The sequence below is a fragment of the Streptomyces marinisediminis genome, from assembly GCF_026262575.1.
Lineage (GTDB): Bacteria > Actinomycetota > Actinomycetes > Streptomycetales > Streptomycetaceae > Streptomyces > Streptomyces marinisediminis.
Map to the genome: position 1 here is coordinate 1 of NZ_JAPKFL010000030.1, position 25,353 is coordinate 25,353.

Sequence of the window (25,353 nt, forward strand, 5' to 3'; positions counted from 1 at the left end):
TCTCCACTCTAGCGAATTCTCCGCCCGAGTCATAATCAGGCTTTCCGGGGAGTTTTCGGCATCGCGAAAAGCATCCCGTTCGGGAGGTCGTCGAAGTGGAGGGCCACTCTACGCGGCGTCCACGCGATCCGTTGTGATGATCTTTGTGAAAGCTCTGCCTGCGTCCAGCGGCTCGGACTACGTTAGGCGTCCGACGGGCCGGAGTCAAGTCTGCGCTGCCGGCGGCGCGGTTGGTGGGCCCGGTAGGGGCTCACGGTGGCGTCGCCCTCGATCCAGAAGCGGTAGGGGTGGTCCGCCCCCGCGCCCCCGACGCCGGTGCGCGGGCCCCGGCGCACCAGCCGGGACGCGGGCGGCTCCCCGGGCAGCACGCTCAGGTGCGCGGTGCCCTCCGTGGCACACAGGTCGGTGCCGTTGAGCCGGCGGTCCACGTCCAGCGCGGTGGCCAGCCGGGCCGGGCCCTTGGCCAGCTCGCTGTCGCGGCGGGCGGTGTGGCGCCGGGCCCGCGCGAGGTCGGCGCCCGCGCGGACCTCGCCGGCGCGCAGCAGCACCCCGGCGGCCGTGCCCGCCGACTCGCACACCAGGTTCAGGCAGTGCCACATGCCGTAGGTGAAGTAGACGTAGGCGTGTCCGGGCGGCCCGAACATCGACGCGTTGCGATCGGTGCGGCCGCGGTACGCGTGGGATCCCGGGTCGCGTTCGCCCTCGTAGGCCTCGACCTCGGTCAGCCGGACCTCGATCGGCCCGTGCGCGGTGTGCCGCACGAGTATCCGGCCCAGCAGGTCCTGGGCGACGTCGAGGACGGGACGGTCGAAGAAGGCTCGGGGCAGGGCGGTACGGTCACGGGCGACGAACATGCCAGTCGAGGGTAGTCGAGTGGCAGGGAAGGACGAGATGGCGTTCAAGAAGCTGTTCGCGAGCGTGGGGATAGGCGGTGCCTCGGTGGAGACCCTGCTCTCCGAGCCCAACGTGCTGCCCGGCGGCGTCGTACACGGGGAGGTGCGCATCCAGGGCGGCTCGGTCGAGCAGGAGATCCAGGGCCTGTCCGTCGGCCTCCAGGGCAAGGTGGAGGTCGAGAGCGAGGACCGGGAGATGCTGCGGGACGTCGAGTTCCACCGGCAGCAGCTCGGCGGCGCGTTCACCCTGCAGGCGGGGACCACGCACGTGGTCCCGTTCGCGCTGGAGATCCCGTGGGAGACGCCCGTCACCACGTTCCTGGGGCACCAGCTCACCGGCATGCACGTCGGCGTGAGCACCGAGTTGGCCATCGCCCGCGCGGTGGACTCCTCCGACCTCGATCCGGTCAACGTCCACCCGCTGCCCGCGCAGCAGGCGATCCTCGACGCCTTCGGGGCGCTGGGCTTCCGGTTCAAGAGCGCGGATCTGGAGCAGGGCGTGATCCGCGGCACCCGGCAGCGGCTGCCGTTCTACCAGGAGATCGAGTTCTTCGCGCCGCCCCAGTACCGGGGGCTGAGCCAGGTGGAGCTGTCGTTCGTGGCGGACAGCCGGACGATGGACGTCGTCTTGGAGATGGACAAGAAGGGCGGGCTGTTCACCGGCGGCGGCGACTCCTACCGGTGCTTCCAGGTGGACCTGGAAGGCTTCGACCAGACGGACTGGTCCGGTTACCTGAACCAGTGGCTGGCCGAGGTGGGGGGCAAGCGCAACTGGTTCTGAGTACCGTGCCCGCCCCCCGGTGCCGCGTCAGCTCAGCAGGACCGTCACGGGGGTGGCGCGCACGCCCCAGAAGGCGACGGCCGCGGTGAGCACCTCCGCGGCCGTCGCCGCGTCGCCGGGCGCCGCCTCCGCGAAGGCGTCCCAGCCGCGCACCAGCAGCAGGCGCCCGCGACCGGCGTCGCCGTCACCGGTCCATCCGGGGTCGGTGAGGGCGTCGGCCAGCCCGTCCCAGGAGCGGTCGTAGGAGCCGGGGAGGTCCAGCTCGGTCGCGAGGCGGTCCAGGAAGCCGGCGCCGTCCGTGACGCCGAGGAGGCTGACGGGGTGGCTGCGCCAGCCGCCCTCGTCGGGGCCCACGGCGGGGCCGGGATCACCGGCGTGCGGCTGCCACCGGTAGACGCCGGGCGGCAGCGAGCCGTCCAGGACGCCGGTGAGGTCGGCCTGCGGGAAGGGGGCGGGCGTGTGGGGGGAGTTCATCAGTCACCGCCGGGGTGGATTCGCTGCGTCGGGCACCCGGTCATGGTCCCAAACGGGGCCGCCGCGTGTGGTTAGGCTGGCCGGTGCATCTGATGCCAGCGATCCGGAGGTTCCGACGTGACCGAGCAGAAGCGGCGCCCACTCCCCCACGACTTCCACCCCCCGGTGGCGTCCTTCACGGTGGTCAGCGACGACGTCGTCTCGGGGCAGCGGCTCGGCCCGGGCCAGGTGCAGGCGGAGGGCAACACCTCGCCGCACCTGCGCTGGGAGGGCGCGCCCGAGGGCACCCGCAGCTACGCGGTGACCTGCTTCGATCCCGACGCGCCCACCGGCAGCGGCTTCTGGCACTGGACGGTCTTCGACATCCCCGCCTCGGTGACCGAGCTGCCCGCGGGCGCTGGCAGCCCGGACTCCTCCGCGCTGCCCGCGGGCGCGGTGCAGGTGCGCAACGACTACGGCGCCAAGGAGTTCGCCGGGGCCGCGCCGCCGCCCGGTGACGGCCCGCACCGCTACGTCTTCACCGTGTACGCCGTCGGAGAGGAGACGCTCGGCCCCGACGCGGAGGCGACGCCGGCCGTGGTCGGCTTCAACCTGCGGTTCAAGGCGATCGGCCGCGCGCACCTCATCGCCGAGTACGAGGTGCCCGCCGAGGGCTGAGCCGGACGCGGCGCCCCGGCCGCCGCGGGGAGCGCCGTGCCGAGGCGCGACGCCCCCGGACCCCGCCGGGCGGACGCTTCCCGGCTCCGCCGGCGGGCGCACGCCCGTCCGCGGCCTGCGTGGGGCGTCCCCGCGCTGCTCCTCCCTCACCGTGGGGCCCGGTGGCCGGTGCCGCCGGGCCCTTCGCCGTGCCGCCCGGCACTTCGGGCGTGGTGGCGCGACCCCGCCCCGCCGGACCGGGCGGCGGCGGCGGCGTTCCGCTGCCCACGGGGCCTGTTCACGCCGCGTACACCGGCGGGAAATTGCGTTGTCCGCCTGTATGGGCACCGGCACAGTGGTGGCCACCCGCCGCGGGGCGGGCCGGACGGGGAGGTGGACGGGATGCGCGAGACGCTGATCCTCAACGCGAGCTTCGAGCCGCTGTCGACCGTGTCGCTGCGGCGCGCGGTCGTGCTGGTGATGCAGGAGAAGGCCGTGGTGGAGCAGGCGCATCCCGGGCTGCGGGTGCGGGCCGCGGCGGTGGAGCTTCCGGTGCCGCAGGTGATCAGGCTCCGCCGCTACGTGCGGGTGCCGTTCCGACAACGGGCGTCGTGGTCGCGGCGCGGCGTGCTGGTGCGGGACCGGCACCGGTGCGCCTACTGCGGGCGGCGCGCGACCACGGTGGACCACGTCGTGCCCCGGTCACGCGGGGGCGGCGACACCTGGCTCAACACGGTCGCGGCGTGTGCGGAGGACAACCACCGCAAGGCGGACCGGACGCCGGCGCAGGCCGGGATGCGGCTGCTCACCCGGCCCTTCGAGCCGACTCCGGCGGACGCGCTGCTGCTGGCGCTGAGCCGGCGCGACGGCGACGCGCTGCCGGAGTGGCTCGCGGTGTCCGCGGCGCCCGCCTGACCCGGCCCGCCGCGTGCGGCGACGGCCCCGGTGCGCGGTGCACCGGGGCCGTCGCCGTGTCCGGCCGTGTCGCCGCCGGACCGTCGTCGCGGAAGGCGCGGGAGACCGGGGAGACGCCGCGTCGCTCAGTCGATCCGCGGCCGCTCGGGGGGACGCCGGGCCGGGGCGGCGGCGGCACCGGGGCCGCCGTCCTGACCGCCGTGGCCGCGGAAGCCGTCCAGGGCCCCGCCGAGGCCCTTGAGGGCGTCGCCGATCTCGCTGGGGACGATCCACAGCTTGTTCGCGTCGCCCTCGGCGATCTTCGGCAGCATCTGGAGGTACTGGTAGGAGAGCAGCTTCTGGTCCGGGTCCCCGGCGTGGATGGACTCGAAGACGGTGCGGATGGCCTGGGCCTCACCCTCGGCGCGCAGCGCGGCGGCCTTGGCGTCACCTTCGGCGCGCAGGATCTCGGACTGCTTGTGGCCCTCGGCCTGGAGGATCTCGGACTGCCGCACACCTTCGGCCTGGAGGATGGCCGCGCGCTTGTCGCGGTCGGCCCGCATCTGCTTCTCCATCGAGTCCTGGATGGAGGTGGGCGGCTCGATGGCCTTCAGCTCGACGCGGTTGACGCGGATGCCCCACTTGCCGGTGGCCTCGTCGAGCACGCCGCGCAGGGCCGCGTTGATCTCCTCGCGGGAGGTGAGCGTCCGCTCCAGGTCCATGCCGCCGATGATGTTGCGCAGCGTGGTGACGGTGAGCTGCTCGATCGCCTGGATGTAGCTGGCGACCTCGTAGGTGGCGGCCCGGGCGTCGGTGACCTGGTAGTAGATCACCGTGTCGATGTTCACGACCAGGTTGTCCTGGGTGATCACCGGCTGCGGCGGGAAGGGCACGACCTGTTCGCGCAGGTCGATGCGGTTGCGGACCGTGTCGATGAACGGCACGACGATGTTGAGGCCCGCGTTGAGCGTGCGCGTGTAGCGGCCGAAGCGCTCGACGATGGCGGCGCTGGCCTGCGGGATGACCTGGATCGTCTTGATGAGTGCGATGAAGACCAGCACCACCAGAATGATCAGGACGATGATGACGGCGTCCATCGCGTCCCCCTGGACTGAGTGGCTGACATGGAAGTTGGCGGGCGGTGACCGGTCGGCTCGCCGGCGTCATCACATCACGACGGCGGTGGCTCCGTCGATCTCCACGACGTCGACGCGGCGGCCGGGCTCGAAGGCGCCCCCCGGCTCCAGGGCCCGGGCGGACCACACCTCCCCGCCGATCTTGACGCGGCCCCCGCTCTCGTCGACGCGTTCCAGTACGACGGCCTGGCGGCCCTTGATCGCGTCGATGCCGCTGGCCAGCTCGGGGCGCTCGGCGCGCATCCGGCGGGCCACGGGCCGGATGACCAGGATCAGGGCCGTCGAGACGAGCGCGAAGACGACGACCTGCGCGACGAGCCCTCCCCCGAGCGCCGCGACGAGTGAGCCCGCTCCGGCCCCCACCGCGAGCATGCCCAACTCGGGCATGGCGGTGAGCACGAGCGGGACGGCGAGCCCCACGGCGGCCACGAGCCACCACACCCAAGCGTCCACGCCTCCATCATAGGTGGCGGGGCCGTGCGCGGAACAGGGCGCGAGGTACCGGGGGCGCGGGCTCAGGCGAGGGGCAGGCCGTTCGCCGTCCAGCGGTCGCCGATGCGTTCGACCACGAGCGGCAGGCCGAAGCAGCGCGAGAGGTTGGCCGAGGTCATCTCCGTCTCCAGGGGTCCGGCGGTCAGCACCTTGCCCTGCCGAATCATCAGCACGTGGGTGAAGCCGGGCGGGATCTCCTCGACGTGGTGCGTGACCATCAGCATGGACGGGGCGTAGGGGTCGCGGGCCAGGCGCCCGAGGCGGCGGACGAGGTCCTCACGGCCTCCGAGGTCGAGCCCGGCGGCGGGCTCGTCCAGGAGCAGCAGCTCGGGGTCGGCCATCATCGAGCGCGCGATCTGGGTGCGCTTGCGCTCGCCCTCGGAGAGCGTGCCGAACCGCCGGTGAAGGTACTCGTTCATGCCGAGGCGGTCGAGGAAGGCGCGGGCGCGGTCCTCGTCGACGGCCTCGTAGTGCTCCTGCCAGCCGGCGGTCATGCCGTAGGCGGCCGTGAGCACGGTCTGCAGCACCGTCTGGTCGCGCGGCAGCTTGTCGGCGAGCCCGCTGCTGGAGACGCCGATGCGGGGGCGCAGGTCGAAGACGTCGACGGCGCCGAGGCGCTCGCCGAGGACGGTGGCCTGCCCGGCGGAGGGGAACAGGTAGGTGGAGGCGAGGTTGAGCAGGGTGGTCTTGCCGGCGCCGTTGGGGCCGAGGATGACCCACCGCTCGCCCTCCTTGACCGACCAGGAGACGTCGTCCACCAGAGCCCGTCCGTCGCGGACCACGGATACGTCCACCAGCTCCAGTACATCGCTCATGAGCGCGTCGTCTCCCATTGCAGTCGCTTTCGCCCGTGCCGGGGGGCACAGTCCCCAAGGAAAACCTACGTCACGCGTCCGCGCCTTCGGCCGCCAGGCTTGTCGGTGCCGGGTCCTACTCTGGACGGATGCTGGAAGAACCACGTTCGGGGCGGTTGGCCGCCTGGGGAAACGCGCTGCTGGCCGGGGCGGTCTCACCGGATGAGGCGGCGGCCCGCATCGTCGCGGACGACGCCGTGCACCGGGTCGCGGACCTGCCGGGTGAAGCGGCCCCGGTGGGGCTGACGCTGGCCCTGGGGCGGCTGCGCGCGCTGGGCGCGGCGGGCCTGCGGGTGGCGCTGCCGGTGCCGGGGCACCCGCTCGGGCTGAGCGGCCCGCCGGAGTTCAACACGGCCGCGCTGGAGGCCGGGGAGGCCGTCGTGGCCGTGGGCACGGCGCTGGGGCTGGTGCCCGGGGTGCTGGAGGCCGGGCCGGCGGGGGACGTGCACGTGGAGGTGGTGTGGCACTGCCGCCCGGTGCGGGAGGCGCCGCCGGCGGACGTGCCGTCGCTGGGCGAGGCCGAGCGCGAGTTGCAGCAGGCGCTGCGGGAGGCCACGGAGGCGCTGACGCGGCTGGACGTGGCGGGCTCGGGGCCCGTGGCGCGGGCGGCGCTGGCCGCGTACCAGGCCCGGGCGGAGGCGGGGCGGAGCCTGCTGGCCCCCGGGTATCCGCCGCGCGCGGTGCGGGTGCTGGAGCTGGCCCAGCGCGTGCGGGCGCTGGTGGGCATCGCCCAGGACGCCGGTCCGGGCGCGGCCGTCAGCGCCGGGGAGCAGGCGGCGCGGGCCGAGCTGCTGCGCCCGGTGGAGCGGATGGCGCGGCGGGCCCAGGTCGCGGCGTACAACGCCTACGCGGAGGAGCGCGCACGCCGCGGCGCGTGAGGCCGGCGCGGGGCCCGGAGCCCCGGGGGTACGGCTGCGGCCCCCGCGCGGCGCGCGGGGGCCGGAGGGTGGGCGGCGGCGCCGCCCGGGGGTCACTTGTTCAGGCAGAAGCCGCCGAAGGCGGGGTTCAGCACACCGATGACGCTGACGGAGTCGCCGCAGACGTTGACCGGGACGTGCACCGGGACCTGGACCACGTTGCCGGAGCCCACGCCCGGCGAGTTGACCGCCGCGCCGTTGGCCTGCGCGCCGCCGCTGGCGGTGGCCGCGCCCGCACCGGCGGCGATGATCCCGCCGGCCATGATCGTGACGGCCGTGACCTTGTTGAGCTTCTTCACTGTCCGGTCTCCTCCTCGGTCGCCGCGGCCCCTCGCCGCGGCACGCCCTGGAGAACGCCCCGGCGCCCCCGGGGTTGCGCCAGCAGAGTGAACATCACCCGACGGTATGAATTACCGACTGTTCGGGAACCGCGCCGGACGGGCGGCGCGGGCGGTTGTCCCGTGGGTCACGGGGTCAGGGGCCACGGGGCCACGGGGCCACGGGGCCACGGGGCCACGGGGCCACGGGGCCACGGGGCCACGGGGCCACGGGCTCACGGGCCCCGGGCTCAAGGGCTCACGGGGTCAGCCCGTGGCGGACGGCCCACAGGGCGGCCTGCGTGCGGTCGGCGAGGTCCAGCTTCATCAGGATGTTGGACACGTGCGTCTTGACCGTCTTCTCCGACAGCACCAGCGTCCGGGCGATCTCCCGGTTGGAGCGGCCGTCCGCGATGAGGCCGAGCACCTCGCGTTCCCGCTCGGTCAGCCCCGCCCCGCGGGCGGGGCCGGGCGCGGCGCTCTCCGCGGACAGCAGCGCGGCGGCGACCTGGGGTTCCAGCAGCACGTGTCCGGCGTGCACGGAGCGGATGGCGCCGGCGAGCGCGTCGGGGTCGACGTCCTTGTAGAGATAGCCGGCGGCGCCCGCGCGCAGGGCGGGGACGGCGGTGCGCTGCTCGGTGAAGCTGGTCACCACCAGGACCCGGGCGGGGTGGTCCAGCTCCTTCAGGCGGCGCAGCGCCTCCAGCCCGTCGGTGCCGGGCATCTTGACGTCGAGCAGGATGACGTCCGGGGTGAGCCGCCTGGCGAGTTCGACGCCCTCGGCGCCGTCCGCGGCCTCGCCGGTGACCTCGATGTCGTCCTGGACCTCCAGGAACGTGCGCAGCCCGCGGCGTACGACCTGGTGGTCGTCCACGAGCAGGACGCGGATGCGGTCACCCACCGGGCACCTCCATGGTGATCTCGGTGCCCTCGCCGGGCCCGGAGCGGACGATGAGGCGGCCGCCGACGGAGGCCGCGCGGTCCCGCATGGAGACCAGGCCCAGGTGGCGCCCGGCGCGGCGGACGGCGGTGGGGTCGAAGCCCCGGCCGTCGTCGGCGACGCGCAGGACGACGCCGCGCCCGTCCCGGCGCAGGCTGACGGCGACCCGCGAGGCGTCGGAGTGGCGCAGGGCGTTGTGCAGCGCCTCCTGCGCCACCCGGTACAGGGCGCCCTCCTGGTCGGCGGGCAGCGCGCGCACGCCGTCGGCCGTGAAGACGACGGTGGCGGCGTGCGCCCGGTCCAGCACCTGGGCCTGGGTGCGCAGGGTGGCCACGAGCCCGTCGTCCTCCAGCCCGGCCGGCCGCAGTTCGACGACGGCGGCGCGCAGCTCGTCGGCCGCCTCGGCGGCCAGGCCGGTGATCTGCCGCAGCTCCTCCTTGGCGCGCGGCGGGTCGCGGTCGACGAGCGCGGTGGCGGCCTGCGCCGTCAGCCGCAGCGAGAACAGTTTCTGCGCGACGGCGTCGTGCAGCTCGTGGGCGATGCGGCCGCGCTCCTCGGCGATGGTCAGCTCGCGGGCGCGTTCGTAGAGGCGGGCGTTGGTCAGCGCGATGGCGGCGTGCTCGGCCAGGAGCCGCAGGAGGTCCTCGTCCTCCTGGGTGAACCCGCAGCCGCCACCCGGGCCGGAGGCGCGCTTGTTGGCCAGGAACAGGGCCCCGAGCACCTCGTCGCCGTCGGCGACGGGCATGCCGAGGAAGTCGGAGAGCTCGGGGTGGGCGGCGGGCCACCCCTCGAAGCGGGGGTCGTGCCGGACGTCGGCCAGCCGCTGCGGGGCGGCGTCGTCCAGCATGGCCGCCAGGACCCCGTGCCGCCGGGGCAGCGGCCCGATGGCCTTCCACTGCTCGTCGCTGACGCCGGCGACGACGAAGCGGGCGAAGCCGCCGCGGTCGTCGGGCACGCCGAGGGCGGCGTACTCGGCGTCGAGGAGGTCGCGCGCGGAGTGCACGATCGTCTGGAGGACCTCGCGGACCTCCAGTTGGCGGTTCATGGCGAGCAGGGCCGCGCTGACGGCGGCGAGCCCGGTGCGGATCATGCGTCTTACCGTACGCCGGGCCGACGGCGACCGGCGCACCGTCAGCCGCCCCGGGCGCCCGCGGGCTCCCCCGCGCCCGGCGCCGCCCGCGCCGCGCCCGCCGGGTGGGCCCGCCTCGCCCCGTGGACGCCGACGAGCCCGCCCGGCCCGCGCCCCCGCCGCGCCCGCCGACCACCCCGGTTCGCCGCACCGGGCGGCGCCCGCGCGCCCGCCCGCCCCGGCGGGCGCCCGCGTTCCGTCCCGTATCGGTGAGCGCCGGCGCCCGGCCCGCGTCGCGGGCGGGGGCTGCCCTTCGACGGCCCCGCGGCGGGCGCTCGCCGGGAGGGGCGCCCACCGCGGGCCCGGGTTACTTGCGCATGACCTCCGGCTCGTGGCGGCGCAGGAAGCGGGCGACGACGACGCCGCAGACCACGGCCATGGTCAGCAGCACGCCCATGGAGACCAGCCACTGGCTCAGCTCGTGGTCCCACAGCGGGTCGGGGTTGCCCGGCTCCCACAGGACCAGCACGTTGAGGTCGGCGGTGTTGCCCATGCCGGCGACGGCCCAGCGCGAGGGCATGAGCCAGGCGAGCTGCTCGATGCCGGCCTTGTCGTGGATCTGGAAGAGCACCCCGGTGAAGACCACCTGCACGATGGCGAACATCACCAGCAGCGGCATCGTCTTCTCCGCCGTCTTGACCAGCGACGAGATGATCAGCCCGACCATCATCGAGGCCAGCCCGAGCGCGATGACGACGAGGGTCATCTCGATGGCCGGGGAGTCGGCGAAGAGCACGCCCTCGTCGGGCATCTCGCGCGGCAGGAAGCCGATCAGGCAGATGATGACGCCCTGCACGGCCGTGATGACGCCGAGCACGATCACCTTGGACATCAGGTACGCCGAGCGCGACAGGCCGGTGGCGCGTTCGCGCTCGTAGATGACGCGTTCCTTGATCAGCTCGCGCACCGAGTTGGCGGCGGCCGAGAAGCACATGCCGACGACGAGGATGAGCATGATCGTGCTGGCGTCGCGGTTGGTGAACCGGCTGCGCTCGGGGCCGTAGCCGAGGCCGTAGTCCGAGGGGATGACGACGCTGACGACGCCGAGCACGGCGGGCAGGATGAGCATGAGCGCCATGAAGCCGCGGTCGGAGGCGATGACGGACGCGTAGCGGCGCATGAGCGTCCACAACTGCGCGCCCCAGCTCTGCGGCTTCTGCAGGCGGGCCTGCTGCCGGTGCCAGTCCACCTGCACCGGCTGCGGCGCGACGGCGTCGATGTCGGCCGCGTAGAGCTGGTAGTGCTGGGAGCCGCGCCAGCGGCCCATCCAGTCGTAGTCGCGGTAGTTCTCGAAGGCGGAGAACACGTCCGCCCAGGAGTCGTAGCCGAAGAAGTTCAGCGCCTCCTCGGGCGGGCCGAAGTAGGCGACGCCGCCGCCGGGCGCCATGACGAGCAGCTTGTCGCAGAGCTGGAGCTCGGCGACCGAGTGGGTGACGACGAGCACGGTGCGGCCGTCGTCGGCCAGGCCGCGCAGGAGCTGCATCACGTCGCGGTCCATGCCGGGGTCGAGCCCGGAGGTGGGCTCGTCCAGGAAGATCAGCGAGGGCTTGGTCAGCAGCTCCAGGGCGACCGAGACGCGCTTGCGCTGGCCGCCGGAGAGCGCGGTGATCCGCTTGTCGGCGTGGATGTCGAGCTTGAGCTCGGCGAGCACCTCCTCGACGCGGGCGTTGCGCTCGGCCTCGGCGACGTCGCCGGGGAAGCGGAGCTTGGCGGCGTAGCGCAGGGCGGTGCGCACCGGCAGGGCGGTGTGCAGGATGTCGTCCTGCGGCACGAGCCCGATGCGGTGCCGCAGTTCGGCGAAGTGGGTGTAGAGGTTGCGGTTGTCGTACAGCACCTCGCCCTGGTTGGCGGGCCGGTAGCCGGTGAGCGCCTTCAGCAGCGTGGACTTGCCGGAGCCGGACGGGCCGATGACGGCGATGACGGACTTCTCCGGGACGCCGAAGGAGACGTCGTCGAGGATCGTCTTGCCGCCCTCCACCTGGACGGTGAGGTGACGCGCGGCGAAGGAGACCTCACCGGTGTCGACGAACTCCTCCAGCCGGTCCCCCACGAGGCGGAAGGTGGAGTGGCCGACGCCGACGATGTCGCCGGGGCCGATCCGGTGCCGCCCGTTCTTGGGGAGCTGGCGGCCGTTGAGGTAGGTGCCGTTGTGGCTGCCGAGGTCGTGGATCTCGAAGAGGCCGTCGGGGCCGGCGAGGAACTCGGCGTGGTGGCGGGAGACCTGGAGGTCGGAGACGACCAGCTCGTTCTCCAGCGCGCGGCCGATGCGCATGACCCGGCCGAGGGAGAGCTGGTGGAAGGTGGTGGGGCTGCGGTCCACGCCGCCGGCAGCGCCCGCCCGCGGCGGCTGGGCGCCGTGCTGGGCGGGGACGGCGGCCTGGGGGTGCGGCGCGTGCTGCGCCGCCGCCGGGCGGGCGGCCTGCGCCTGCGCGGCGTGGGCGTGCGGCGCCTGGGCGTGCGCGGCCTGGTCCTGCGGCGCCTGGGCGTGCGCGGCCTGGCCGGGTGCCTGCGCGTGGGCGGCCTGCCCCGGGGCCTGGTGGGGTGCCTGCTGCCAGGCGGCCTCGTACTGACCGGGCCGGCCGGACTGCGGGTGTCGGCCGGGCTGCCGCGGCTCCTGGCCGGGCTGCGCGTACTGGCCGGGCCGCGGGTGCCGGGCGTCCTGCGGGTGCGGCTGCTGCTGGTGTGGCGCGGCCCCCTGCGGGGCCGCGGCGTGCTGCGGGGTGGCCACCGCCTGCCAGGCCGTCGCGGAGGCGTCGGTGAAGGTCAGCCGCGGTCCGTCGGTGGCGTTGCCCAGGTGCAGCACCGTGCCGGGGCCGAGTTCGAGCTGCTGGACACGCTGCCCCCGCGCGTAGGTGCCGTTCGTGCTGCCCGGGTCGTCGATCACCCAGGCGCGTCCGCCCCAGCGCAGCGTGGCGTGCCGCCACGAGACGCGGGCGTCGTCCAGGACCAGGTCCCCCTGCGGGTCCCGGCCCAGCGTGTACGACCGGGACGGGTCGAGCGTCCAGGTCCTTCCGTTCAGTTCGAGTACGAGTTCCGGCACTCCATGCCCCACAGAATTTCTCCCCCGAGCTTCCCCCGCGTGGGGGTCTAGGGACGGCGAATATCGCAGGGCACTATTCCAGGCCGGGAGGCGGGACAGGAAGCCGGGCCACGCGGGCGGACCCCCCGGGGCCAGGGCAGATGGCGCGCGGAGCCCCGCGGGTGCCCGGGCGCCCGCGGGGGCGCTCGGCCGTCCGGGGTGCGGACAGCCGTGCGAGCGGGCCCCCATCTGCGGATACGGTGGACACACCATGAGCGCGACCGAGATTTCTCCTCCGCTCCCGCCCGGCATGCCCGGCGAGGACGCCCCCACTCTGCTGGTCAAGATCTTCGGCAAGGACCGTCCCGGCATCACCGCGGGCCTCTTCGACACCCTGGCCGCCTACGACCTCACCGTCGTGGACATCGAGCAGGTCGTCACCCGGGGCCGCATAACGCTGTGCGCCCTGGTGACCGCCCCGGAGGGCGAGGCGGCCACCGAGGGGGCACTGCGTGCCACCGTGCACGGCTGGGCCGACGCGCTGAAGCTCCAGGCCGAGATCATCTCCGGACGCGGCGACAACCGTCCGCGCGGCGTCGGCCGCTCGCACGTGACCGTCCTGGGCCAGCCGCTGTCCGCCCGCTCCACGGCCGCGATCGCGGCCCGCATCGCCGAGACGGGCGGCAACATCGACCGCGTCTTCCGGCTCGCCAAGTATCCCGTCACAGCCGTGGAGTTCGACGTCTCCGGGGCGCACACCGAGCCGCTGCGCACCGCGCTGGCGACCGAGTCGGCCGCGCTGGGGGTGGACGTCGCCGTCGTCGCCTCCGGGCTGCAGCGGCGGGCGCAGCGGCTGGTGGTCATGGACGTGGACTCCACGCTCATCCAGGACGAGGTCATCGAGCTGTTCGCCGGGCACGCGGGCTGCGCGGGCGAGGTGGCCGAGGTGACGGCCGCCGCGATGCGCGGGGAGCTGGACTTCGAGCAGTCGCTGCACGCCCGCGTCGCGCTGCTGGCCGGGCTCGACGCGTCGGTGGTGGAGAAGGTGCGCGCCCAGGTGCGCCTCACACCGGGCGCCCGCACTCTGGTGCGCACGCTCAAGCGGCTGGGCTACCAGGTGGGCGTGGTCTCCGGCGGCTTCACCCAGGTCACCGACGAGCTGCGGGAGCAGCTCGGGCTGGACTTCGCCTCCGCCAACACGCTGGAGATCGTCGACGGCCGGCTCACCGGCAAGGTGACCGGGGAGATCGTCGACCGGGCGGGCAAGGCCCGGCTGCTGCGGCGGTTCGCCGAGGAGGCCGGGGTGCCGCTGTCGCAGACGGTGGCCATCGGGGACGGCGCCAACGACCTGGACATGCTTAACGCCGCCGGGCTGGGCGTGGCCTTCAACGCCAAGCCGGTCGTCCAGGAGGCGGCGCACACGGCCGTCAACGTGCCGTTCCTGGACACGGTGCTCTACCTGCTGGGGATCACCCGCGAGGAGGTCGAGGCCGCGGAGACGGCCTCGCCGGAGTGACCGGCCCGCGCACCGGGACCGCACACCACCGCGGTCGCCACGACCCGCCACGACCGGCGCCGCCGCCGCGGCCGTCCCCGTGGCGGCGGCGCCGGGAGCCGCCCGGCGGCGGACGGCGGCGGACGGCAGCCTCCGGGCCCGCCGTGCCGCGGGGACGCGGGCACGGCGGGCCCGGAGGCGGGGCGGGCAGCGGGGTTACGGGGCCCAGAAGTGCGTCAGGTGGCCGGCGCCGGGTTCGACGGACTTCCAGGTGCCGTTCACCGTCAGCACGGCCATCGCGGAGGTGGGGAAGCCGCGCTCGGCCATGCGGCGCGCGGCCTCCTCGTCCGCGCTGCCGGTGAGGATCTCCGCCAGGTTCTGCATCCCGGGGTTGTGCCCGATCAGGATCAGGTCCCGGACGTCGTCGTCGACTTCGGTCACCACACTGATCAGCTCGCCGGGCGAGGCGTCGTAGACGCGCTCCTCGTACACCGTCCGCGGGCGCCTGGGGAGCTGCGGGACGACGAGCTTCCACGTCTCGCGGGTGCGGGCGGCGGTGGAGCACAGCGCCAGTTCGGGGTGGATCTCCTGGGCGGCGAGCCAGCCGCCCGCCGCGGGCGCGTCCTTGCGTCCGCGGTCGGCGAGCGGTCGCTCGTGGTCGGGGACGTCGGGCCAGTCGGCCTTGGCGTGTCGGAGTAGGACCATCCTGCGGGGCTGATCGACGCTCATGGCTCCCAGCTTCGCACGAATGGGCCCGTGGGGCTCAGGGGTGTTGACGCCGGCCCTCAGCCCGCGCCAAGCCCGCTGAGCAGCTCCCACAGGGCGGCGGCGACCCGGCCCACGCCGTCGGCCGTGCCGGCGTGCGCCTCGCCGCCGAGCGTCACCAGGGCCAGGAGCGCGAGGAAGACCGTCAGCGGCAGGGGGAGGGCCCACCAGCGCAGCCGCAGGTCCGCGTCGCCGGCGGCACGGCGGTGGGCGCGGGTACGGGCGGGGACGGCGGTCATCGGCTCGCCTTTCGTCGTAGCGTCGAGCGGTACCTCGACGCTACGGAGGGCGCGGGCCCCGGCCCACCCGGGAAGCCACCCACCCGACCCTGAACCCCGCCCCCTAGGGGACGGTGGGGCCAGCCCCACCCCCCACCCGTCAACGGAGCCACCCCCCGACCCGGACGGTGCCACTCCGCCTCCGGGAAACACGCGGACGCGTGCCCGGCTCAGCGCTGCGTGTGTACGACGTCAACGCGGTGCGAGCACGGCAGGGGTTTCCTGGCGGCGACTCCGGGTACCGCCCCGCCATGCCACTTCACCTCCCCGTTCCGCGCCCTGGACCGTCCCCAGCGGACGAGTGAACCTCACCGGCGGTCGCCCGTGCGTGCCGGCGCGCGCCGCATGTGGCCTCCGGCCCGACATGGCGGTCACTCCCCCGCACGGACGACCCGTCGAGCAGCCCCGTCGCTTGCCGGGCGGGCATGGGGGCGATCGAGAGGGTGCCGGGCAGGCCACGCGCCTTTCGTCCATGAAGCGGAGTCGGACGAACGTCCCGGCCGGGCTGTTCAGCGTGGCTTCGGGGCGCACTCCGCCCAGACGGTCTTCCCGCTGGGCGGGAAGGGCTGCGTGCCCCAGCGGTCGGCGAGGGCGGAGACGAGGAGCAGGCCCCGGCCCGCCTCCGCGTCGGGCGCCCCGTCGGGGCCTGGCACGAAGGCCGGAGCGGGGAGCCGGGAGCCGTTCGCGTCGGTGACCTCGATGCGGACGGCGCGCGTCGCGGGGGTCAGCCGGAGCCCGAGCCGGAAGTCCCGGCCAGCGACGCGGCCGTGCAGCACCGCGTTGGCGGCCAGTTCGGCGACGACGTGCTCCACCCGCTCGGTGAGGGACGGCGGCACCTGCCACGTGCGAAGCTGCTCGACGGCGAGCAGCCGCGCGAGCCGGGCTCCGCGCCGCGTGGACGACAGCAGTTGCAGGAAGGTGTCGCTGGTGCTCGTGAGGCGTGACGTGCGTGAGTGCATGGCCGCCACGTTGGGTCCTGTGCGGGTGCGTTGACCAGAGATCGACCCCGTACGCTAGGTCAGCGTACGGGCACTCACGGTAGACGGTACGCGCTCGTCGGCGGCACCCTGGAACGTGGTGAGCGGGAGCGTTCGGCTCACGCACGGGTGGCGAAGGGGCCGCGTATGTGGACTGGGGACGTCGTCGGGTCGGTGGCGGAGAACGAGCGGGAACCGGACCCGTCGGACAGTCTGCGGACGTTCGGCGCGGTCGTCCAGGCCCTGCGCGAGCACGCGGGGCTCAGCCGCGCGGATTTCGCCGCGCGGGTCCGGTTCTCCAGGCACACGGTGGAGTCCGTGGAACTGGGCCGCCGCATGCCGGACGATCAGTTCGTCGAACGAGCCGAGGCCGCCCTCGGCGACACCGGCGCCCTGCGGCGGGCCTCCCGCCATCTGACGCGCGGCGAGCCCGGGCTCGCCGCCTGGTTCCGCCGCTGGGCCCGCCTGGAACGGGAGGCGGTCAGCCTGTGCACGTACGAGTGCCGACTGGTACCGGGGCTGCTGCAGTCGGAGGGGTATGCGCGGGCGGTGTTCGACAACAGCATCCCGCTACTAACGGACGCACAGCTTGAGGCGCAGGTGACCGCTCGTCTTGAACGGCAGAAGATGCTGTGGGAGCGCACGCACGTTCCGTTCAGCTTCATTGTGGAGCAGTCCGTCTTCCACCGCAGGCTCGGCGGCGAGGAAGTGCGGCGTAGCGTGATTGACCACGTGCTGGACCAGACGATGCCGCGCAACGTGACGCTCCAGCTCGTCCCACTGGACGCCGAGTACCACGCATGCCTGGATGGACCGGTGCGACTACTGGAGAAGCCGGACGGCCGCCGCAGCGCGTACTCGGAAGGTCAACAGAACGGGCGGCTGATCCTCGACGCGAAAGAGGTGACTCTCCTGCATCAGCGGTATGACACACTGCGCTCGCAGGCCCTGCCGCCCAAGGAATCGCGAAACCTGTTGGAGCGTCTGCGAGGAGAGCTGTGAGCAAAAGCGAACTGACCTGGTTCAAGTCCAGCCACAGCAGCGCTCAGGGGGACGACTGCGTAGAGGTGGCGGCGACGGAGGAGTCCGTCCACGTACGGGACTCCAAGGACGTATCCCGCCCCGCCCTCTCAGTCGGACATGACGGGTGGACCCGGTTCGTCAGCTTCGTCGGCGGCCCATGACCGTGCCCGCCGTCACCGGACGGCGGGCCAACCGCACCACAGGAGCCACACGAAGGCCCACGAGACGCTGGCCCAAGTACTGGAGACCACTGCCCGCAGCAACGCGACGCTGCAGATTCTGCACGCGCCCCCCGGACGAGCCGATACGCCTCCTCGAAGATCCGCAAGACCACCAGTACGCGTACTCCGAAGACCAACAGAACAGGCGACCTCACAGCGGCCGAAAGAGGCCAGCCCGCTTCATCAGCGCTATGACACACTGCGCTCGCAAGCCCTGCCACACAAGGACTCGCGAGGCTTGTCGGAGCAACTGCGAGGAGAGGTACGGAAACGATGGAACTGGCCTGGTTCAAGTCCAGCCACAGCGGAACCCAGGGGGACGACTGCGTAGAGGTGGCGGCGACGGAGGAGTCCGTCCACGTACGGGACTCCAAGGACGTATCCCGCCCCGCCCTCTCAGTCGGACGAGACGGGTGGACCCGGTTCGTCAGCTTCGTCGGCGGCCCATGACCGTGCCCGCCGTCACCGGACGGCGGGCCAACCGCACCACAGGAGCCACACCAAGGGTCACGACACGCCTGCCCGTGTACGGGAGAGCGGTGCTGGCCTCAACGTGACGTCGCGGGTGGTCCAGTAGAGGCCCCTTACACGCTGCCCCGGACGAGCCGATACGCCTCCCCGGAGATACGGAAGACCACCCGTACGCGTACTCCGAAGACCAACGGAACAGGCCACCTGACAGCGGCCGAAAGAAGCCAGCCCACTTCGTCAGCGCTATGACACACTGCGCTCACAGGACCTGCCACCCGAGGAACCGTGGGACCTGCTGAAGCGTCTGCGAGGAGCGCTTGTGAGCAAGAGGGAACTGGCCTGGTTCACGTCCAGCCACAGCGGCAGCCAAGGGGACGACTGCGTAGAGGTGGCGGCGGCCGAGGAGTCCGTCCACGTACGGGACTCCAAGGACGTATCCCGCCCCGCCCTCTCAGTCGGACGAGACGGGTGGACCCGGTTCGTCAGCTTCGTCGGCGACCGATGACCGTGCCCGCCGTCACCGGACGGCGGGCCGGACCGGGGAGCAGCAGGCTGGTGTAGCCCTTGCGCTCCAGCTCGTTGCGCCTGGCGACATCCTGCGGGTTGTCGTACGAGCCTTCCGGCACGGGCGAGCCGGTGCCGTCCGCTGGTCGGCCGAGGCGTTCACGGGGCGGCGAGGGAGGCGATGACGCCGATCACGACGCAGACGCCGATCATGGCGCCGAAGACGAGGAGCAGCTTCTTCTGGCCGTTGCCTGGATTGGGTTCGAGCACTGGCATGGGCCCAGTCTCCCACTCACTCGCCGTCCTCGACGCAGCGGTCGCGCCCGGCCAGCACGCCCACGCCGATCTGCACGGCCATGAGCGTGGCCAGCAGCGCCAGCGGGGCCCGCCAGTCGCCGCTGAGGCCGTGCAGGACGCCGACGAGCAGCGGGCCGGGGATGGAGATCAGGTAGCCGGTGCCCTGCACGAAGGCGGAGAGCTGGCCGACGCCGACGCTGGTGCGCGAGCGCATGCCGATCATGGTGAGCACCAGCGGGAAGGCGCAGTTGGAGACGCCCAGCAGCAGCGCCCACGCCCACGCTCCGGCCGCAGGGGCGAGCCAGAGCCCGGCGTAGGCGCTCAGTCCGCACGCGCCCAGCACGAGCACCAGGGGGCCCTGGTGGCGCAGCCGGGCGGCGACGCGGGGCAGCACGAAGGACAGGGGTATGCCCATGCCCATGGAGACGGCGAGCAGCACCCCGGCGGTGGACGCCGACAGCCCGGCGTCGCGGAAGATCTGCGGCAGCCAGCCGAGCGTCACGTAGGCGGCGGTGGCCTGGAGGCCGAAGAAGCAGCCCAGCGCCCAGGCGATGCGGGAGCGGGTGATGCGCAGCGGCGCGACGGGGGCCGCGCCGGGCGCGGGGCGCGCCGGGCCGCGGGCGTCGCGGTCGCGGACGAGGACGACGGCCCAGGGCAGCACGGCCAGCGCCCCGAGCAGGGCCCACATGCCCAGGCCGGTGCGCCAGCCGCCGCCGACGGCCCGGGCCGCGGGCACGGTCAGGGCGGCCGCGGCGGCGGTGCCCAGGGCCAGGGCCATGGAGTACAGGCCGGTCATGCCGCCGACGCGGTCGGGGAACCAGCGCTTGACGATGACGGGCATCAGCACGTTGCTCACCGCGATGCCCGCGAGGGCGAGCGCGCTGGTGAGCAGGAACACGGCCGTGCTCCCGGCCAGCGGGCGCAGCGCGAGCCCCGCGGTGACGGCCACCATGCCGCCCAGGACGACGGCGGCCGGGCCCAGGCGGCGTGCCAGGCGCGGGGCGAGGCTGCCGAAGACGGCGAAGCACAGCGCGGGCACGGAGGTGAGCAGACCGGCGACGGTGCCGCTCATGCCGAGCGCGGCGCGCACCTCCTCCAGCACCGGGCCGAGGCCGGAGACGGCCGGTCGCAGGTTCAGCGCGGCCAGGACCAGGCCGGCGGCGACGAGCGGCAGCGTCCACCGGGCCCGTCCCGCGGCGCGCGGCGGCGCGGCGGTGGGGGCCGTGGGGGCGGATGCGGTGTCGAGCGCGAGCCGGTCTTCCTGAGCCATGCGGCCCATCATAGAATCATGGGATGAATGCTTGGAACGCCGCTCCCCCGGCGGGAGCGCCATGCCCTTGACCTCGCCCCGGCGTTCGGCCCTCGTCGAGCAGGTGATCGACACCCTGCGGAACCAGATCACCTCCGGCGAGTGGCCGGTGGGCTCGCGCATTCCGACCGAGCCCGAGCTCGTCGAGCGGCTCCAGGTGGCCCGGAACACGCTGCGCGAGGCGATCCGGGCGCTGGCGCACAACGGTCTGCTGGACATCCGGCAGGGCTCGGGTACCTACGTGGTGGCCACCAGCGAACTGGCCGGCGTCATGCACCGCAGGTTCGCGCGGGCCGAGCCCCGGCACGTCGCGGAGCTGCGCTCGACGCTGGAGGCCGAGGGCGCGCGGCTGGCCGCCCGGCGGCGCACCGAGGAGGACGTGCGGCAGTTGGCGGCGCTGCTGGAGCGCCGCGAGGAGGCGTGGGCCTCGGGCGAGGTGGAGCGGTTCGTGCAGGCGGACGCCACGCTGCACCTGGCGGTGGTGCGGGCCTCGCACAACGAGGTGCTGACCGCGCTCTACGCGGACCTGGGCGCGGTGCTGCGCGAGCACCTGCGCTTCGACGTGGGCGCCGAGCTGCGCGCGGAGGACCACCTGGACCACTCGCGCATGATCCGGGCCATCCGCGACGGCGACGCGGCGACGGCCGCGCGCGAGGCCGCGTCGTACACGGCCGTGTGCCGCGCGGGGTGACGCCTGCCCGGCGCCGGCCCGGGCGGTTCCCGGGGCGCCCCCGGAACGTCCCGGCGCCACCCGGGCACGCCGCGGCGGGGTCCGGCCGGTGGCCGGGCCCCGCCGGGCGGCGTCCTCCGCCGGGCCGGTGCGCGCCGGGTCGGCGCGTCAGGCGCCCATCATGTGGACGCCGCCGTCGACGTGCACGATCTCGCCGGTGGTCTTGGGGAACCAGTCCGAGAGCAGGGCGACGACGCCGCGGGCGGCCGGCTCGGGGTCGCTGAGGTCCCAGTCGATCGGGGCGCGGGTGTTCCACACCTCCGCCAGCTCCTCGAAGCCGGGGATCGACTTCGCGGCCATGGACTTGATCGGCCCGGCCGAGACCAGGTTGCAGCGGATGTTCTTCTCGCCCAGGTCGCGGGCGAGGTAGCGGGAGGTCGACTCCAGGGCGGCCTTGGCCACGCCCATCCAGTCGTACTTGGGCCAGGCCACCTGGGCGTCGAAGTCCATGCCGACGACCGCGCCACCGCGCCGCTCCAGCAGCGGCAGCAGCGCCATGGTCAGCGACTTCAGCGAGTACGCCGAGACCTCGACGGCGGTGGCCACCGACTCCCAGCCGGTGTGCAGGAAGTTGCCGCCCAGGGCGTCCTGCGGGGCGAAGCCGATGGAGTGCACGACGCCGTCCAGGCCCACGCCGTCGCCCAGGTGCTCGGCGACGCGGTCGGCCAGGGTGTCCAGGTGCTCGGCGTTCTGCACGTCCAGCTCGATGACGGGCGCCTCCTTGGGCAGCCGCCTGGCGATGCGCTGCACCAGCGACAGGCGCCCGAAGCCGGTGAGGACGACCTCGGCGCCCTCCTCCTGGGCGAGCCGGGCGACGTGGAAGGCGATCGAGGCGTCGGTCAGCACTCCGGTGACCAGGACGCGCTTGCCGGCGAGAAGTCCACTCATAGCGTTCAGTGCCCCATGCCCAATCCGCCGTCAACGGGGATGACGGCTCCAGTGATGTACGCGGCCTCCGCGGAGGCCAGGAAGCGCACCGCGGCGGCGACCTCGGCCGGCTCGGCGTACCGGCCCAGCGGCACCTGGCCGGTGATGTTCGCGCGCTGCTCGTCGGTGAGCGCCCGGGTCATGTCGGTGTCGACGAAACCCGGCGCGACGACGTTGCAGGTGATGTTGCGCGAGCCGAGTTCCCGGGCGAGGGAGCGGGCGAAGCCCACCAGGCCGGCCTTGGAGGCGGCGTAGTTGGCCTGCCCGGCCGAGCCCAGCAGGCCCACGACCGAGGAGATGAGCACGACGCGGCCACTGCGGGCCCGCAGCATGCCCCGGGTGGCGCGCTTCACGACGCGGAAGGTGCCGGTGAGGTTGGTCTCCAGCACGGTGGCGAAGTCCTCTTCGGACATGCGCAGCAGGAGCTGGTCGCGGGTGACGCCGGCGTTGGCGACGAGGACCTGGACCGGGCCCTGCTTCTCCTCGATCTCCTTGTACGCCTGCTCCACCTGCTCGGGGTCGGTGATGTCGCACTTGACGGCGAGGAAACCGGCCGGCGGCTCGCCCGAACGGTAGGTGATGGCGACCTGGTCACCCGCGTCGGCGAGCGCGCGGGCGATGGCCAGGCCGATGCCGCGGTTGCCTCCGGTGACGAGAACCGAGCGGCTCAAGGGACCACACTCCCATTTCTTTCGGATCAGCCGAGCCGCGTCGTGCTGTGCTGCGTGCCGGCTGTCGTGCTGTGTCGGTGCACCCAGCAAACTATCGGTCCGGCCGCCGCCCGCCCGACTCGGGCGCCCACAGGGGGCCCGGCGGCGCGCTGTCGGGTCCCTACAGAACGCCGCGCGGAAAGCACCGTGCGGATCGGCGGCCCAGCAGGCATGATCGGATGCCGAAACCACGGGAGGTCGTCTTGCCACCAACGCCGCGTTCCGCCGGCCGTTCCATCGACGAGAGCTTCACCGCGCTGCCCCTGCGGCGGCTGGCGGACGCGGCGCTGGCCCGCGCCCGCGCGCTGGGCGCCGACCACGCGGACTTCCGCTACGAGCGGGTGCGCAGCGCCTCCTGGACGCTGCGGGACGCGCGCCCGGCGGGCTCGGCGGACACCACCGACGCGGGGTACGCGGTGCGCGTGGTGCACGGCGGGGCGTGGGGCTTCGCGGCCGGGGTGGACCCGACCGAGGACGGCGCGGCCCGGGTGGCGGCGCAGGCGGTGGCGATGGCCAAGCTGTCGGCGCGGGTGATCCGGGCGGCGGGGACCGAGGAGTGGGTGGAGCTGGCCGACGAGCCCGCCCACGGGGAGCGCACGTGGGTCTCGGCCTACGACGTCAACCCGTTCGACGTCCCGGACGAGGAGAAGACGGGGCTGCTGACGGCGTGGAGCGAGCGGCTCCTGGCCGCCGAGGGCGTGGCCCACGTGGACGCGTCGCTGCTGGCGGTGCAGGAGAACAAGTTCTACGCCGACACCGCGGGGACGGTCACCACGCAGCAGCGGGTGCGGCTGCACCCGCAGCTCACGGCCGTGGCGGTCGCGGACTCCGGGGAGTTCGACACCATGCGCACCATCGCGCCGCCGGTGGGCCGGGGCTGGGAGTACCTGACGGGCACCGGCTGGGACTGGGACGCGGAGCTGGCCGAGCTGCCCGAGCTGCTGGCCCAGAAGATGGCCGCGCCCGGGGTCGAGCCGGGCTCCTACGACCTGGTGGTGCACCCCTCGAACCTGTGGCTGACGATCCACGAGTCCGTGGGCCACGCCACCGAGCTGGACCGGGCGCTCGGGTACGAGGCGGCGTACGCGGGCACGTCGTTCGCCACCTTCGACCAGCTCGGCACGCTGCGGTACGGCTCCCCGGCCATGAACGTCACCGGGGACCGCACGGCCGAACACGGACTGGCCACCGTCGGGTACGACGACGAGGGCGTGGCCGCGCAGTCCTGGGACCTGGTCAGGGACGGCGTGCTCGTCGGCTACCAGCTCGACCGGCGCATCGCCCGCCTGACCGGGCTCGGCCGCTCCAACGGCTGCGCCCACGCCGACTCCCCCGCGCACGTGCCGGTGCAGCGCATGGCGAACGTCTCGCTGGTGCCCGCGCCCGGGGGCCCGTCCACCGAGGAGCTGATCTCGGGCGTGGAGCGCGGCATCTACGTCGTCGGGGACCGGTCGTGGTCGATCGACATGCAGCGGTACAACTTCCAGTTCACCGGGCAGCGGTTCTTCCGGATCCAGGACGGGCGGCTGGCCGGGCAGGTGCGGGACGTGGCCTACCAGGCGACGACGACGGACTTCTGGGGGTCGCTGGAGGCCGTCGGCGGCCCGCAGACCTACCTGCTGGCGGGCGCGTTCAACTGCGGCAAGGCGCAGCCGGGCCAGATCGCCGCCGTCTCGCACGGCTGTCCCTCGGCGCTGTTCCGCGGCGTCAACATCCTCAACACCACCCAGGAGGCCGGGCGATGAGCAAGCCGACCGCACCGCACGAGATCGTCGAGCGGGCTCTGGCGCTGTCGCGGGCCGACGGCTGCGTGGTGCTCGCCGAGGAGCAGTCGTCGGCGAACCTGCGCTGGGCCGGCAACGCGCTGACCACCAACGGCGTCACCCGGGGGCGCAGCCTGACGGTGATCGCGACCGTGGACGGCGGGCGGGGGACGGCCTCGGGGGTCGTCTCGCGGTCCGGGGTGACCGCCGAGGAGCTGGAGCCGCTGGTCCGCGCGGCCGAGGAGGCGGCCCGCACCGCCGGGCCGGCCGAGGACGCGCAGCCGCTGGTGGCGGGCGGCGAGGCGTCGCCGTCGTTCACCGAGCCGCCCGCCGAGACCTCCGCCGCGGTCTTCGACGCCTTCGCCCCGGCGCTGGGCGAGTGCTTCGCCGCCGCCCGCGCCGCGGACCGCAGGCTGTACGGCTTCGCCTACCACGAGATGGTCTCGACGTACCTGGGCAGCTCGACGGGGCTGCGGCTGCGGCACGACCAGCCGACGGGGACGCTGGAGCTGAACGCCAAGTCCGCCGACGGCACCGCCTCGGCGTGGGCGGGCCGGGCCACGCGGGACTTCGCCGACGTCGACCCGGCGGCGCTCGACGCCGAGCTGGCGCAGCGGCTCGCGTGGTCGCGGCGGCGCGTGGAGCTGCCCGCCGGGCGGTACGAGACGCTGCTGCCGCCGACGGCCGTCGCCGACCTGCTGATCTACCAACTGTGGTCGGCCTCCGCCCGGGACGCCGCCGAGGGCCGCACGGTCTTCAGCGCCCCGGGCGGCGCGACGCGGGTGGGCGAGCGGCTCGCCGGGCTCCCGCTCACCCTGCGCAGCGACCCGCGGGCCCCGGGCCTGCAGTGCGCGCCGTTCGTCGTCGCGCACGCCTCGGGCGACGCGGCGTCGACGTTCGACAACGGGCTGCCGCTGGCCGCCACGGACTGGCTGCGCGCGGGCAGGCTCGCCCACCTGCTGACCACCCGGCACTCCGCGGAGCTGACCGGGCTGCCGCTGACCCCGGGGGTGGACAACCTGATCCTGGACGGCGGCGGCGAGCGGAGCCTGGCCCAGATGGTGGCCGCCTCCGGTCACGACGGGCCCGCGCTGCTGCTGACCAGCCTGTGGTACATCCGGGAGGTGGACCCGGCCACCCTGCTGCTGACCGGCCTCACCCGGGACGGGGTCTACCTGGTGGAGAACGGCGAGGTGACGGGGGCGGTGAACAACTTCCGCTTCAACGAGTCGCCGGTGAGCCTGCTGGGCCGGGCCACCGAGGCCGGCCGGACCGAGCAGACCCTCTCCCGGGAGTGGGGGGACTACTTCCCGCGGACCGCGATGCCGCCGCTGCGCGTCCCGGACTTCAACATGAGCTCGGTCAGCCAGGGTGTGTGACCGGCTTAGACTCGTGCCCGAC

General features: G+C 74.0%; 29 protein-coding genes. 12 read left to right on the forward strand and 17 right to left on the reverse strand.

The window, feature by feature from the left end:
• Positions 1-182 precede the first annotated feature (182 nt).
• Positions 183-854 carry a DNA-3-methyladenine glycosylase gene (locus OSB71_RS20800; protein WP_265950201.1) on the reverse strand — a complete coding sequence of 224 codons (672 nt, stop codon included), beginning with the start codon at positions 852-854 and terminating at the stop codon, positions 183-185.
• A gap of 37 nt (positions 855-891) precedes the next feature.
• Between OSB71_RS20800 and OSB71_RS20805 the strand changes: the two genes are divergently transcribed.
• Complete coding sequence (locus OSB71_RS20805; protein WP_265950324.1) at positions 892-1,674, forward strand: sporulation protein; 783 nt, start codon at positions 892-894, stop codon at positions 1,672-1,674.
• A 27-nt stretch (positions 1,675-1,701) separates the two neighbouring features.
• Here the strand turns inward: OSB71_RS20805 and OSB71_RS20810 are convergent, their stop codons facing one another.
• Positions 1,702-2,148 carry a barstar family protein gene (locus OSB71_RS20810; protein ID WP_265950203.1) on the reverse strand — a complete coding sequence of 149 codons (447 nt, stop codon included), beginning with the start codon at positions 2,146-2,148 and terminating at the stop codon, positions 1,702-1,704.
• A 117-nt stretch (positions 2,149-2,265) separates the two neighbouring features.
• Here OSB71_RS20810 and OSB71_RS20815 point away from each other — a divergent pair, with 117 nt between their 5' ends.
• Positions 2,266-2,805 carry a YbhB/YbcL family Raf kinase inhibitor-like protein gene (locus OSB71_RS20815; RefSeq protein WP_265950205.1) on the forward strand — a complete coding sequence of 180 codons (540 nt, stop codon included), beginning with the start codon at positions 2,266-2,268 and terminating at the stop codon, positions 2,803-2,805.
• Positions 2,806-3,186: 381 nt separating this feature from the next.
• Complete coding sequence (locus tag OSB71_RS20820; protein WP_265950206.1) at positions 3,187-3,699, forward strand: HNH endonuclease; 513 nt, start codon at positions 3,187-3,189, stop codon at positions 3,697-3,699.
• Positions 3,700-3,824: 125 nt separating this feature from the next.
• Here OSB71_RS20820 and OSB71_RS20825 read toward each other — a convergent pair whose 3' ends face one another.
• The 3 genes from OSB71_RS20825 to OSB71_RS20835 all read right to left on the reverse strand — a co-directional run bounded on the left by OSB71_RS20825 (position 3,825) and on the right by OSB71_RS20835 (position 6,121).
• Positions 3,825-4,775 (reverse strand): SPFH domain-containing protein, encoded by a 951-nt coding sequence (locus tag OSB71_RS20825; protein WP_265950208.1) that lies wholly within the window; start codon positions 4,773-4,775, stop codon positions 3,825-3,827.
• 69 nt (positions 4,776-4,844) lie between these two features.
• Positions 4,845-5,267 (reverse strand): NfeD family protein, encoded by a 423-nt coding sequence (locus OSB71_RS20830; RefSeq protein ID WP_265950209.1) that lies wholly within the window; start codon positions 5,265-5,267, stop codon positions 4,845-4,847.
• Positions 5,268-5,329: 62 nt separating this feature from the next.
• Entirely contained in the window at positions 5,330-6,121 is a 792-nt protein-coding gene (locus tag OSB71_RS20835) for an ABC transporter ATP-binding protein (protein ID WP_265950211.1), read from the reverse strand.
• Between the two features lie 128 nt (positions 6,122-6,249).
• On the opposite strand from OSB71_RS20835, the gene OSB71_RS20840 reads away from it, so the two are divergent.
• The gene (locus OSB71_RS20840) at positions 6,250-7,038 is read left to right on the forward strand and encodes an Rv1486c family protein (RefSeq protein WP_265950213.1); all 789 of its coding nucleotides are present in this window, start codon (positions 6,250-6,252) and stop codon (positions 7,036-7,038) included.
• 92 nt (positions 7,039-7,130) lie between these two features.
• On the opposite strand, the gene OSB71_RS20845 is transcribed toward OSB71_RS20840, so the two are convergent.
• The 4 genes from OSB71_RS20845 to OSB71_RS20860 all read right to left on the reverse strand — a co-directional run bounded on the left by OSB71_RS20845 (position 7,131) and on the right by OSB71_RS20860 (position 12,515).
• The gene (locus OSB71_RS20845; protein ID WP_323055324.1) at positions 7,131-7,376 is read right to left on the reverse strand and encodes a chaplin; all 246 of its coding nucleotides are present in this window, start codon (positions 7,374-7,376) and stop codon (positions 7,131-7,133) included.
• Positions 7,377-7,653: 277 nt separating this feature from the next.
• On the reverse strand, positions 7,654-8,295 hold the full coding sequence (locus OSB71_RS20850; RefSeq protein WP_265950214.1) for a response regulator: 642 nt from the start codon (positions 8,293-8,295) through the stop codon (positions 7,654-7,656).
• A complete protein-coding gene (locus OSB71_RS20855) occupies positions 8,288-9,424 on the reverse strand; it encodes a GAF domain-containing sensor histidine kinase (protein ID WP_265950216.1) in 1,137 nt (378 codons plus the stop codon). The genes OSB71_RS20850 and OSB71_RS20855 overlap by 8 nt, the downstream gene beginning before the upstream one ends.
• A 346-nt stretch (positions 9,425-9,770) precedes the next feature.
• On the reverse strand, positions 9,771-12,515 hold the full coding sequence (locus OSB71_RS20860) for an FHA domain-containing protein (protein WP_265950217.1): 2,745 nt from the start codon (positions 12,513-12,515) through the stop codon (positions 9,771-9,773).
• Between the two features lie 238 nt (positions 12,516-12,753).
• On the opposite strand from OSB71_RS20860, the gene serB reads away from it, so the two are divergent.
• Positions 12,754-13,998 (forward strand): phosphoserine phosphatase SerB, encoded by a 1,245-nt coding sequence (serB, locus tag OSB71_RS20865; protein ID WP_265950219.1) that lies wholly within the window; start codon positions 12,754-12,756, stop codon positions 13,996-13,998.
• A 195-nt stretch (positions 13,999-14,193) separates the two neighbouring features.
• Here serB and OSB71_RS20870 read toward each other — a convergent pair whose 3' ends face one another.
• The 3 genes from OSB71_RS20870 to OSB71_RS20880 all read right to left on the reverse strand — a co-directional run bounded on the left by OSB71_RS20870 (position 14,194) and on the right by OSB71_RS20880 (position 15,979).
• Positions 14,194-14,706, reverse strand: coding sequence for a SixA phosphatase family protein (locus OSB71_RS20870; protein ID WP_265950221.1), 513 nt, complete (start codon positions 14,704-14,706; stop codon positions 14,194-14,196).
• A gap of 56 nt (positions 14,707-14,762) precedes the next feature.
• Positions 14,763-14,981: a hypothetical protein gene (locus OSB71_RS20875; RefSeq protein WP_265950222.1), complete on the reverse strand. Its 219-nt coding sequence runs from the start codon at positions 14,979-14,981 to the stop codon at positions 14,763-14,765.
• Positions 14,982-15,529: 548 nt separating this feature from the next.
• Positions 15,530-15,979 (reverse strand): ATP-binding protein, encoded by a 450-nt coding sequence (locus OSB71_RS20880; RefSeq protein ID WP_265950224.1) that lies wholly within the window; start codon positions 15,977-15,979, stop codon positions 15,530-15,532.
• A gap of 165 nt (positions 15,980-16,144) precedes the next feature.
• Here OSB71_RS20880 and OSB71_RS20885 point away from each other — a divergent pair, with 165 nt between their 5' ends.
• From OSB71_RS20885 to OSB71_RS20900, 4 genes are all read left to right on the forward strand, one after another.
• Positions 16,145-16,999: a helix-turn-helix domain-containing protein gene (locus OSB71_RS20885; protein ID WP_265950226.1), complete on the forward strand. Its 855-nt coding sequence runs from the start codon at positions 16,145-16,147 to the stop codon at positions 16,997-16,999.
• Positions 16,996-17,181 carry a DUF397 domain-containing protein gene (locus OSB71_RS20890; protein ID WP_265950227.1) on the forward strand — a complete coding sequence of 62 codons (186 nt, stop codon included), beginning with the start codon at positions 16,996-16,998 and terminating at the stop codon, positions 17,179-17,181. The genes OSB71_RS20885 and OSB71_RS20890 overlap by 4 nt, the downstream gene beginning before the upstream one ends.
• 333 nt (positions 17,182-17,514) lie before the next feature.
• Positions 17,515-17,691, forward strand: a complete 177-nt coding sequence (locus tag OSB71_RS20895; RefSeq protein ID WP_265950229.1) for a DUF397 domain-containing protein — start codon at positions 17,515-17,517, stop codon at positions 17,689-17,691.
• Positions 17,692-18,031: 340 nt separating this feature from the next.
• Positions 18,032-18,217: a DUF397 domain-containing protein gene (locus OSB71_RS20900; protein WP_265950230.1), complete on the forward strand. Its 186-nt coding sequence runs from the start codon at positions 18,032-18,034 to the stop codon at positions 18,215-18,217.
• Here the strand turns inward: OSB71_RS20900 and OSB71_RS20905 are convergent.
• Genes OSB71_RS20905 through OSB71_RS20915 form a run of 3 tightly spaced genes read right to left on the reverse strand, consistent with a single transcriptional unit; the run spans position 18,195 to position 19,783 of the window.
• A complete protein-coding gene (locus OSB71_RS20905) occupies positions 18,195-18,338 on the reverse strand; it encodes a hypothetical protein (RefSeq protein WP_265950232.1) in 144 nt (47 codons plus the stop codon). The genes OSB71_RS20900 and OSB71_RS20905 overlap by 23 nt on opposite strands.
• A gap of 37 nt (positions 18,339-18,375) precedes the next feature.
• Positions 18,376-18,492, reverse strand: a complete 117-nt coding sequence (locus OSB71_RS20910) for an SGM_5486 family transporter-associated protein (protein ID WP_265950233.1) — start codon at positions 18,490-18,492, stop codon at positions 18,376-18,378.
• A gap of 16 nt (positions 18,493-18,508) precedes the next feature.
• Entirely contained in the window at positions 18,509-19,783 is a 1,275-nt protein-coding gene (locus OSB71_RS20915; protein WP_265950235.1) for a CynX/NimT family MFS transporter, read from the reverse strand.
• A 61-nt stretch (positions 19,784-19,844) separates the two neighbouring features.
• Here OSB71_RS20915 and OSB71_RS20920 point away from each other — a divergent pair, with 61 nt between their 5' ends.
• Positions 19,845-20,513 carry a FadR/GntR family transcriptional regulator gene (locus OSB71_RS20920; protein WP_265950237.1) on the forward strand — a complete coding sequence of 223 codons (669 nt, stop codon included), beginning with the start codon at positions 19,845-19,847 and terminating at the stop codon, positions 20,511-20,513.
• Positions 20,514-20,660: 147 nt separating this feature from the next.
• Here OSB71_RS20920 and fabI read toward each other — a convergent pair whose 3' ends face one another.
• A complete protein-coding gene (gene fabI / locus OSB71_RS20925; protein WP_265950238.1) occupies positions 20,661-21,440 on the reverse strand; it encodes an enoyl-ACP reductase FabI in 780 nt (259 codons plus the stop codon).
• A gap of 5 nt (positions 21,441-21,445) precedes the next feature.
• Positions 21,446-22,150 (reverse strand): 3-oxoacyl-[acyl-carrier-protein] reductase, encoded by a 705-nt coding sequence (gene fabG, locus OSB71_RS20930; protein WP_265950240.1) that lies wholly within the window; start codon positions 22,148-22,150, stop codon positions 21,446-21,448.
• Between the two features lie 218 nt (positions 22,151-22,368).
• On the opposite strand from fabG, the gene OSB71_RS20935 reads away from it, so the two are divergent.
• Positions 22,369-23,934, forward strand: coding sequence for a TldD/PmbA family protein (locus OSB71_RS20935; protein ID WP_265950241.1), 1,566 nt, complete (start codon positions 22,369-22,371; stop codon positions 23,932-23,934).
• A complete protein-coding gene (locus tag OSB71_RS20940) occupies positions 23,931-25,331 on the forward strand; it encodes a metallopeptidase TldD-related protein (RefSeq protein WP_265950243.1) in 1,401 nt (466 codons plus the stop codon). The genes OSB71_RS20935 and OSB71_RS20940 overlap by 4 nt, the downstream gene beginning before the upstream one ends.
• Positions 25,332-25,353: the final 22 nt, after the last annotated feature.

Excerpts from the sequence above, each read along its gene's own strand:
- OSB71_RS20835 (WP_265950211.1), bottom strand. The coding sequence starts at position 6,121 with ATGAGCGATGTACTGGAGCTGGTGGACGTATCCGTGGTCCGCGACGGA.
- OSB71_RS20855 (WP_265950216.1), bottom strand. The coding sequence starts at position 9,424 with ATGATCCGCACCGGGCTCGCCGCCGTCAGCGCGGCCCTGCTCGCCATG.
- fabI (WP_265950238.1), bottom strand. The coding sequence starts at position 21,440 with ATGAGTGGACTTCTCGCCGGCAAGCGCGTCCTGGTCACCGGAGTGCTG.
- OSB71_RS20870 (WP_265950221.1), bottom strand. The coding sequence starts at position 14,706 with ATGAGCGTCGATCAGCCCCGCAGGATGGTCCTACTCCGACACGCCAAG.
- OSB71_RS20885 (WP_265950226.1), top strand. The coding sequence starts at position 16,145 with ATGTGGACTGGGGACGTCGTCGGGTCGGTGGCGGAGAACGAGCGGGAA.
- OSB71_RS20910 (WP_265950233.1), bottom strand. The coding sequence starts at position 18,492 with ATGCCAGTGCTCGAACCCAATCCAGGCAACGGCCAGAAGAAGCTGCTC.
- OSB71_RS20825 (WP_265950208.1), bottom strand. The coding sequence starts at position 4,775 with ATGGACGCCGTCATCATCGTCCTGATCATTCTGGTGGTGCTGGTCTTC.
- OSB71_RS20940 (WP_265950243.1), top strand. The coding sequence starts at position 23,931 with ATGAGCAAGCCGACCGCACCGCACGAGATCGTCGAGCGGGCTCTGGCG.
- OSB71_RS20820 (WP_265950206.1), top strand. The coding sequence starts at position 3,187 with ATGCGCGAGACGCTGATCCTCAACGCGAGCTTCGAGCCGCTGTCGACC.
- OSB71_RS20805 (WP_265950324.1), top strand. The coding sequence starts at position 892 with ATGGCGTTCAAGAAGCTGTTCGCGAGCGTGGGGATAGGCGGTGCCTCG.
- OSB71_RS20880 (WP_265950224.1), bottom strand. The coding sequence starts at position 15,979 with ATGCACTCACGCACGTCACGCCTCACGAGCACCAGCGACACCTTCCTG.
- OSB71_RS20920 (WP_265950237.1), top strand. The coding sequence starts at position 19,845 with ATGCCCTTGACCTCGCCCCGGCGTTCGGCCCTCGTCGAGCAGGTGATC.
- OSB71_RS20800 (WP_265950201.1), bottom strand. The coding sequence starts at position 854 with ATGTTCGTCGCCCGTGACCGTACCGCCCTGCCCCGAGCCTTCTTCGAC.
- OSB71_RS20875 (WP_265950222.1), bottom strand. The coding sequence starts at position 14,981 with ATGACCGCCGTCCCCGCCCGTACCCGCGCCCACCGCCGTGCCGCCGGC.
- OSB71_RS20810 (WP_265950203.1), bottom strand. The coding sequence starts at position 2,148 with ATGAACTCCCCCCACACGCCCGCCCCCTTCCCGCAGGCCGACCTCACC.
- serB (WP_265950219.1), top strand. The coding sequence starts at position 12,754 with ATGAGCGCGACCGAGATTTCTCCTCCGCTCCCGCCCGGCATGCCCGGC.
- OSB71_RS20915 (WP_265950235.1), bottom strand. The coding sequence starts at position 19,783 with ATGGCTCAGGAAGACCGGCTCGCGCTCGACACCGCATCCGCCCCCACG.
- OSB71_RS20840 (WP_265950213.1), top strand. The coding sequence starts at position 6,250 with ATGCTGGAAGAACCACGTTCGGGGCGGTTGGCCGCCTGGGGAAACGCG.
- OSB71_RS20935 (WP_265950241.1), top strand. The coding sequence starts at position 22,369 with ATGCCGAAACCACGGGAGGTCGTCTTGCCACCAACGCCGCGTTCCGCC.
- OSB71_RS20895 (WP_265950229.1), top strand. The coding sequence starts at position 17,515 with ATGGAACTGGCCTGGTTCAAGTCCAGCCACAGCGGAACCCAGGGGGAC.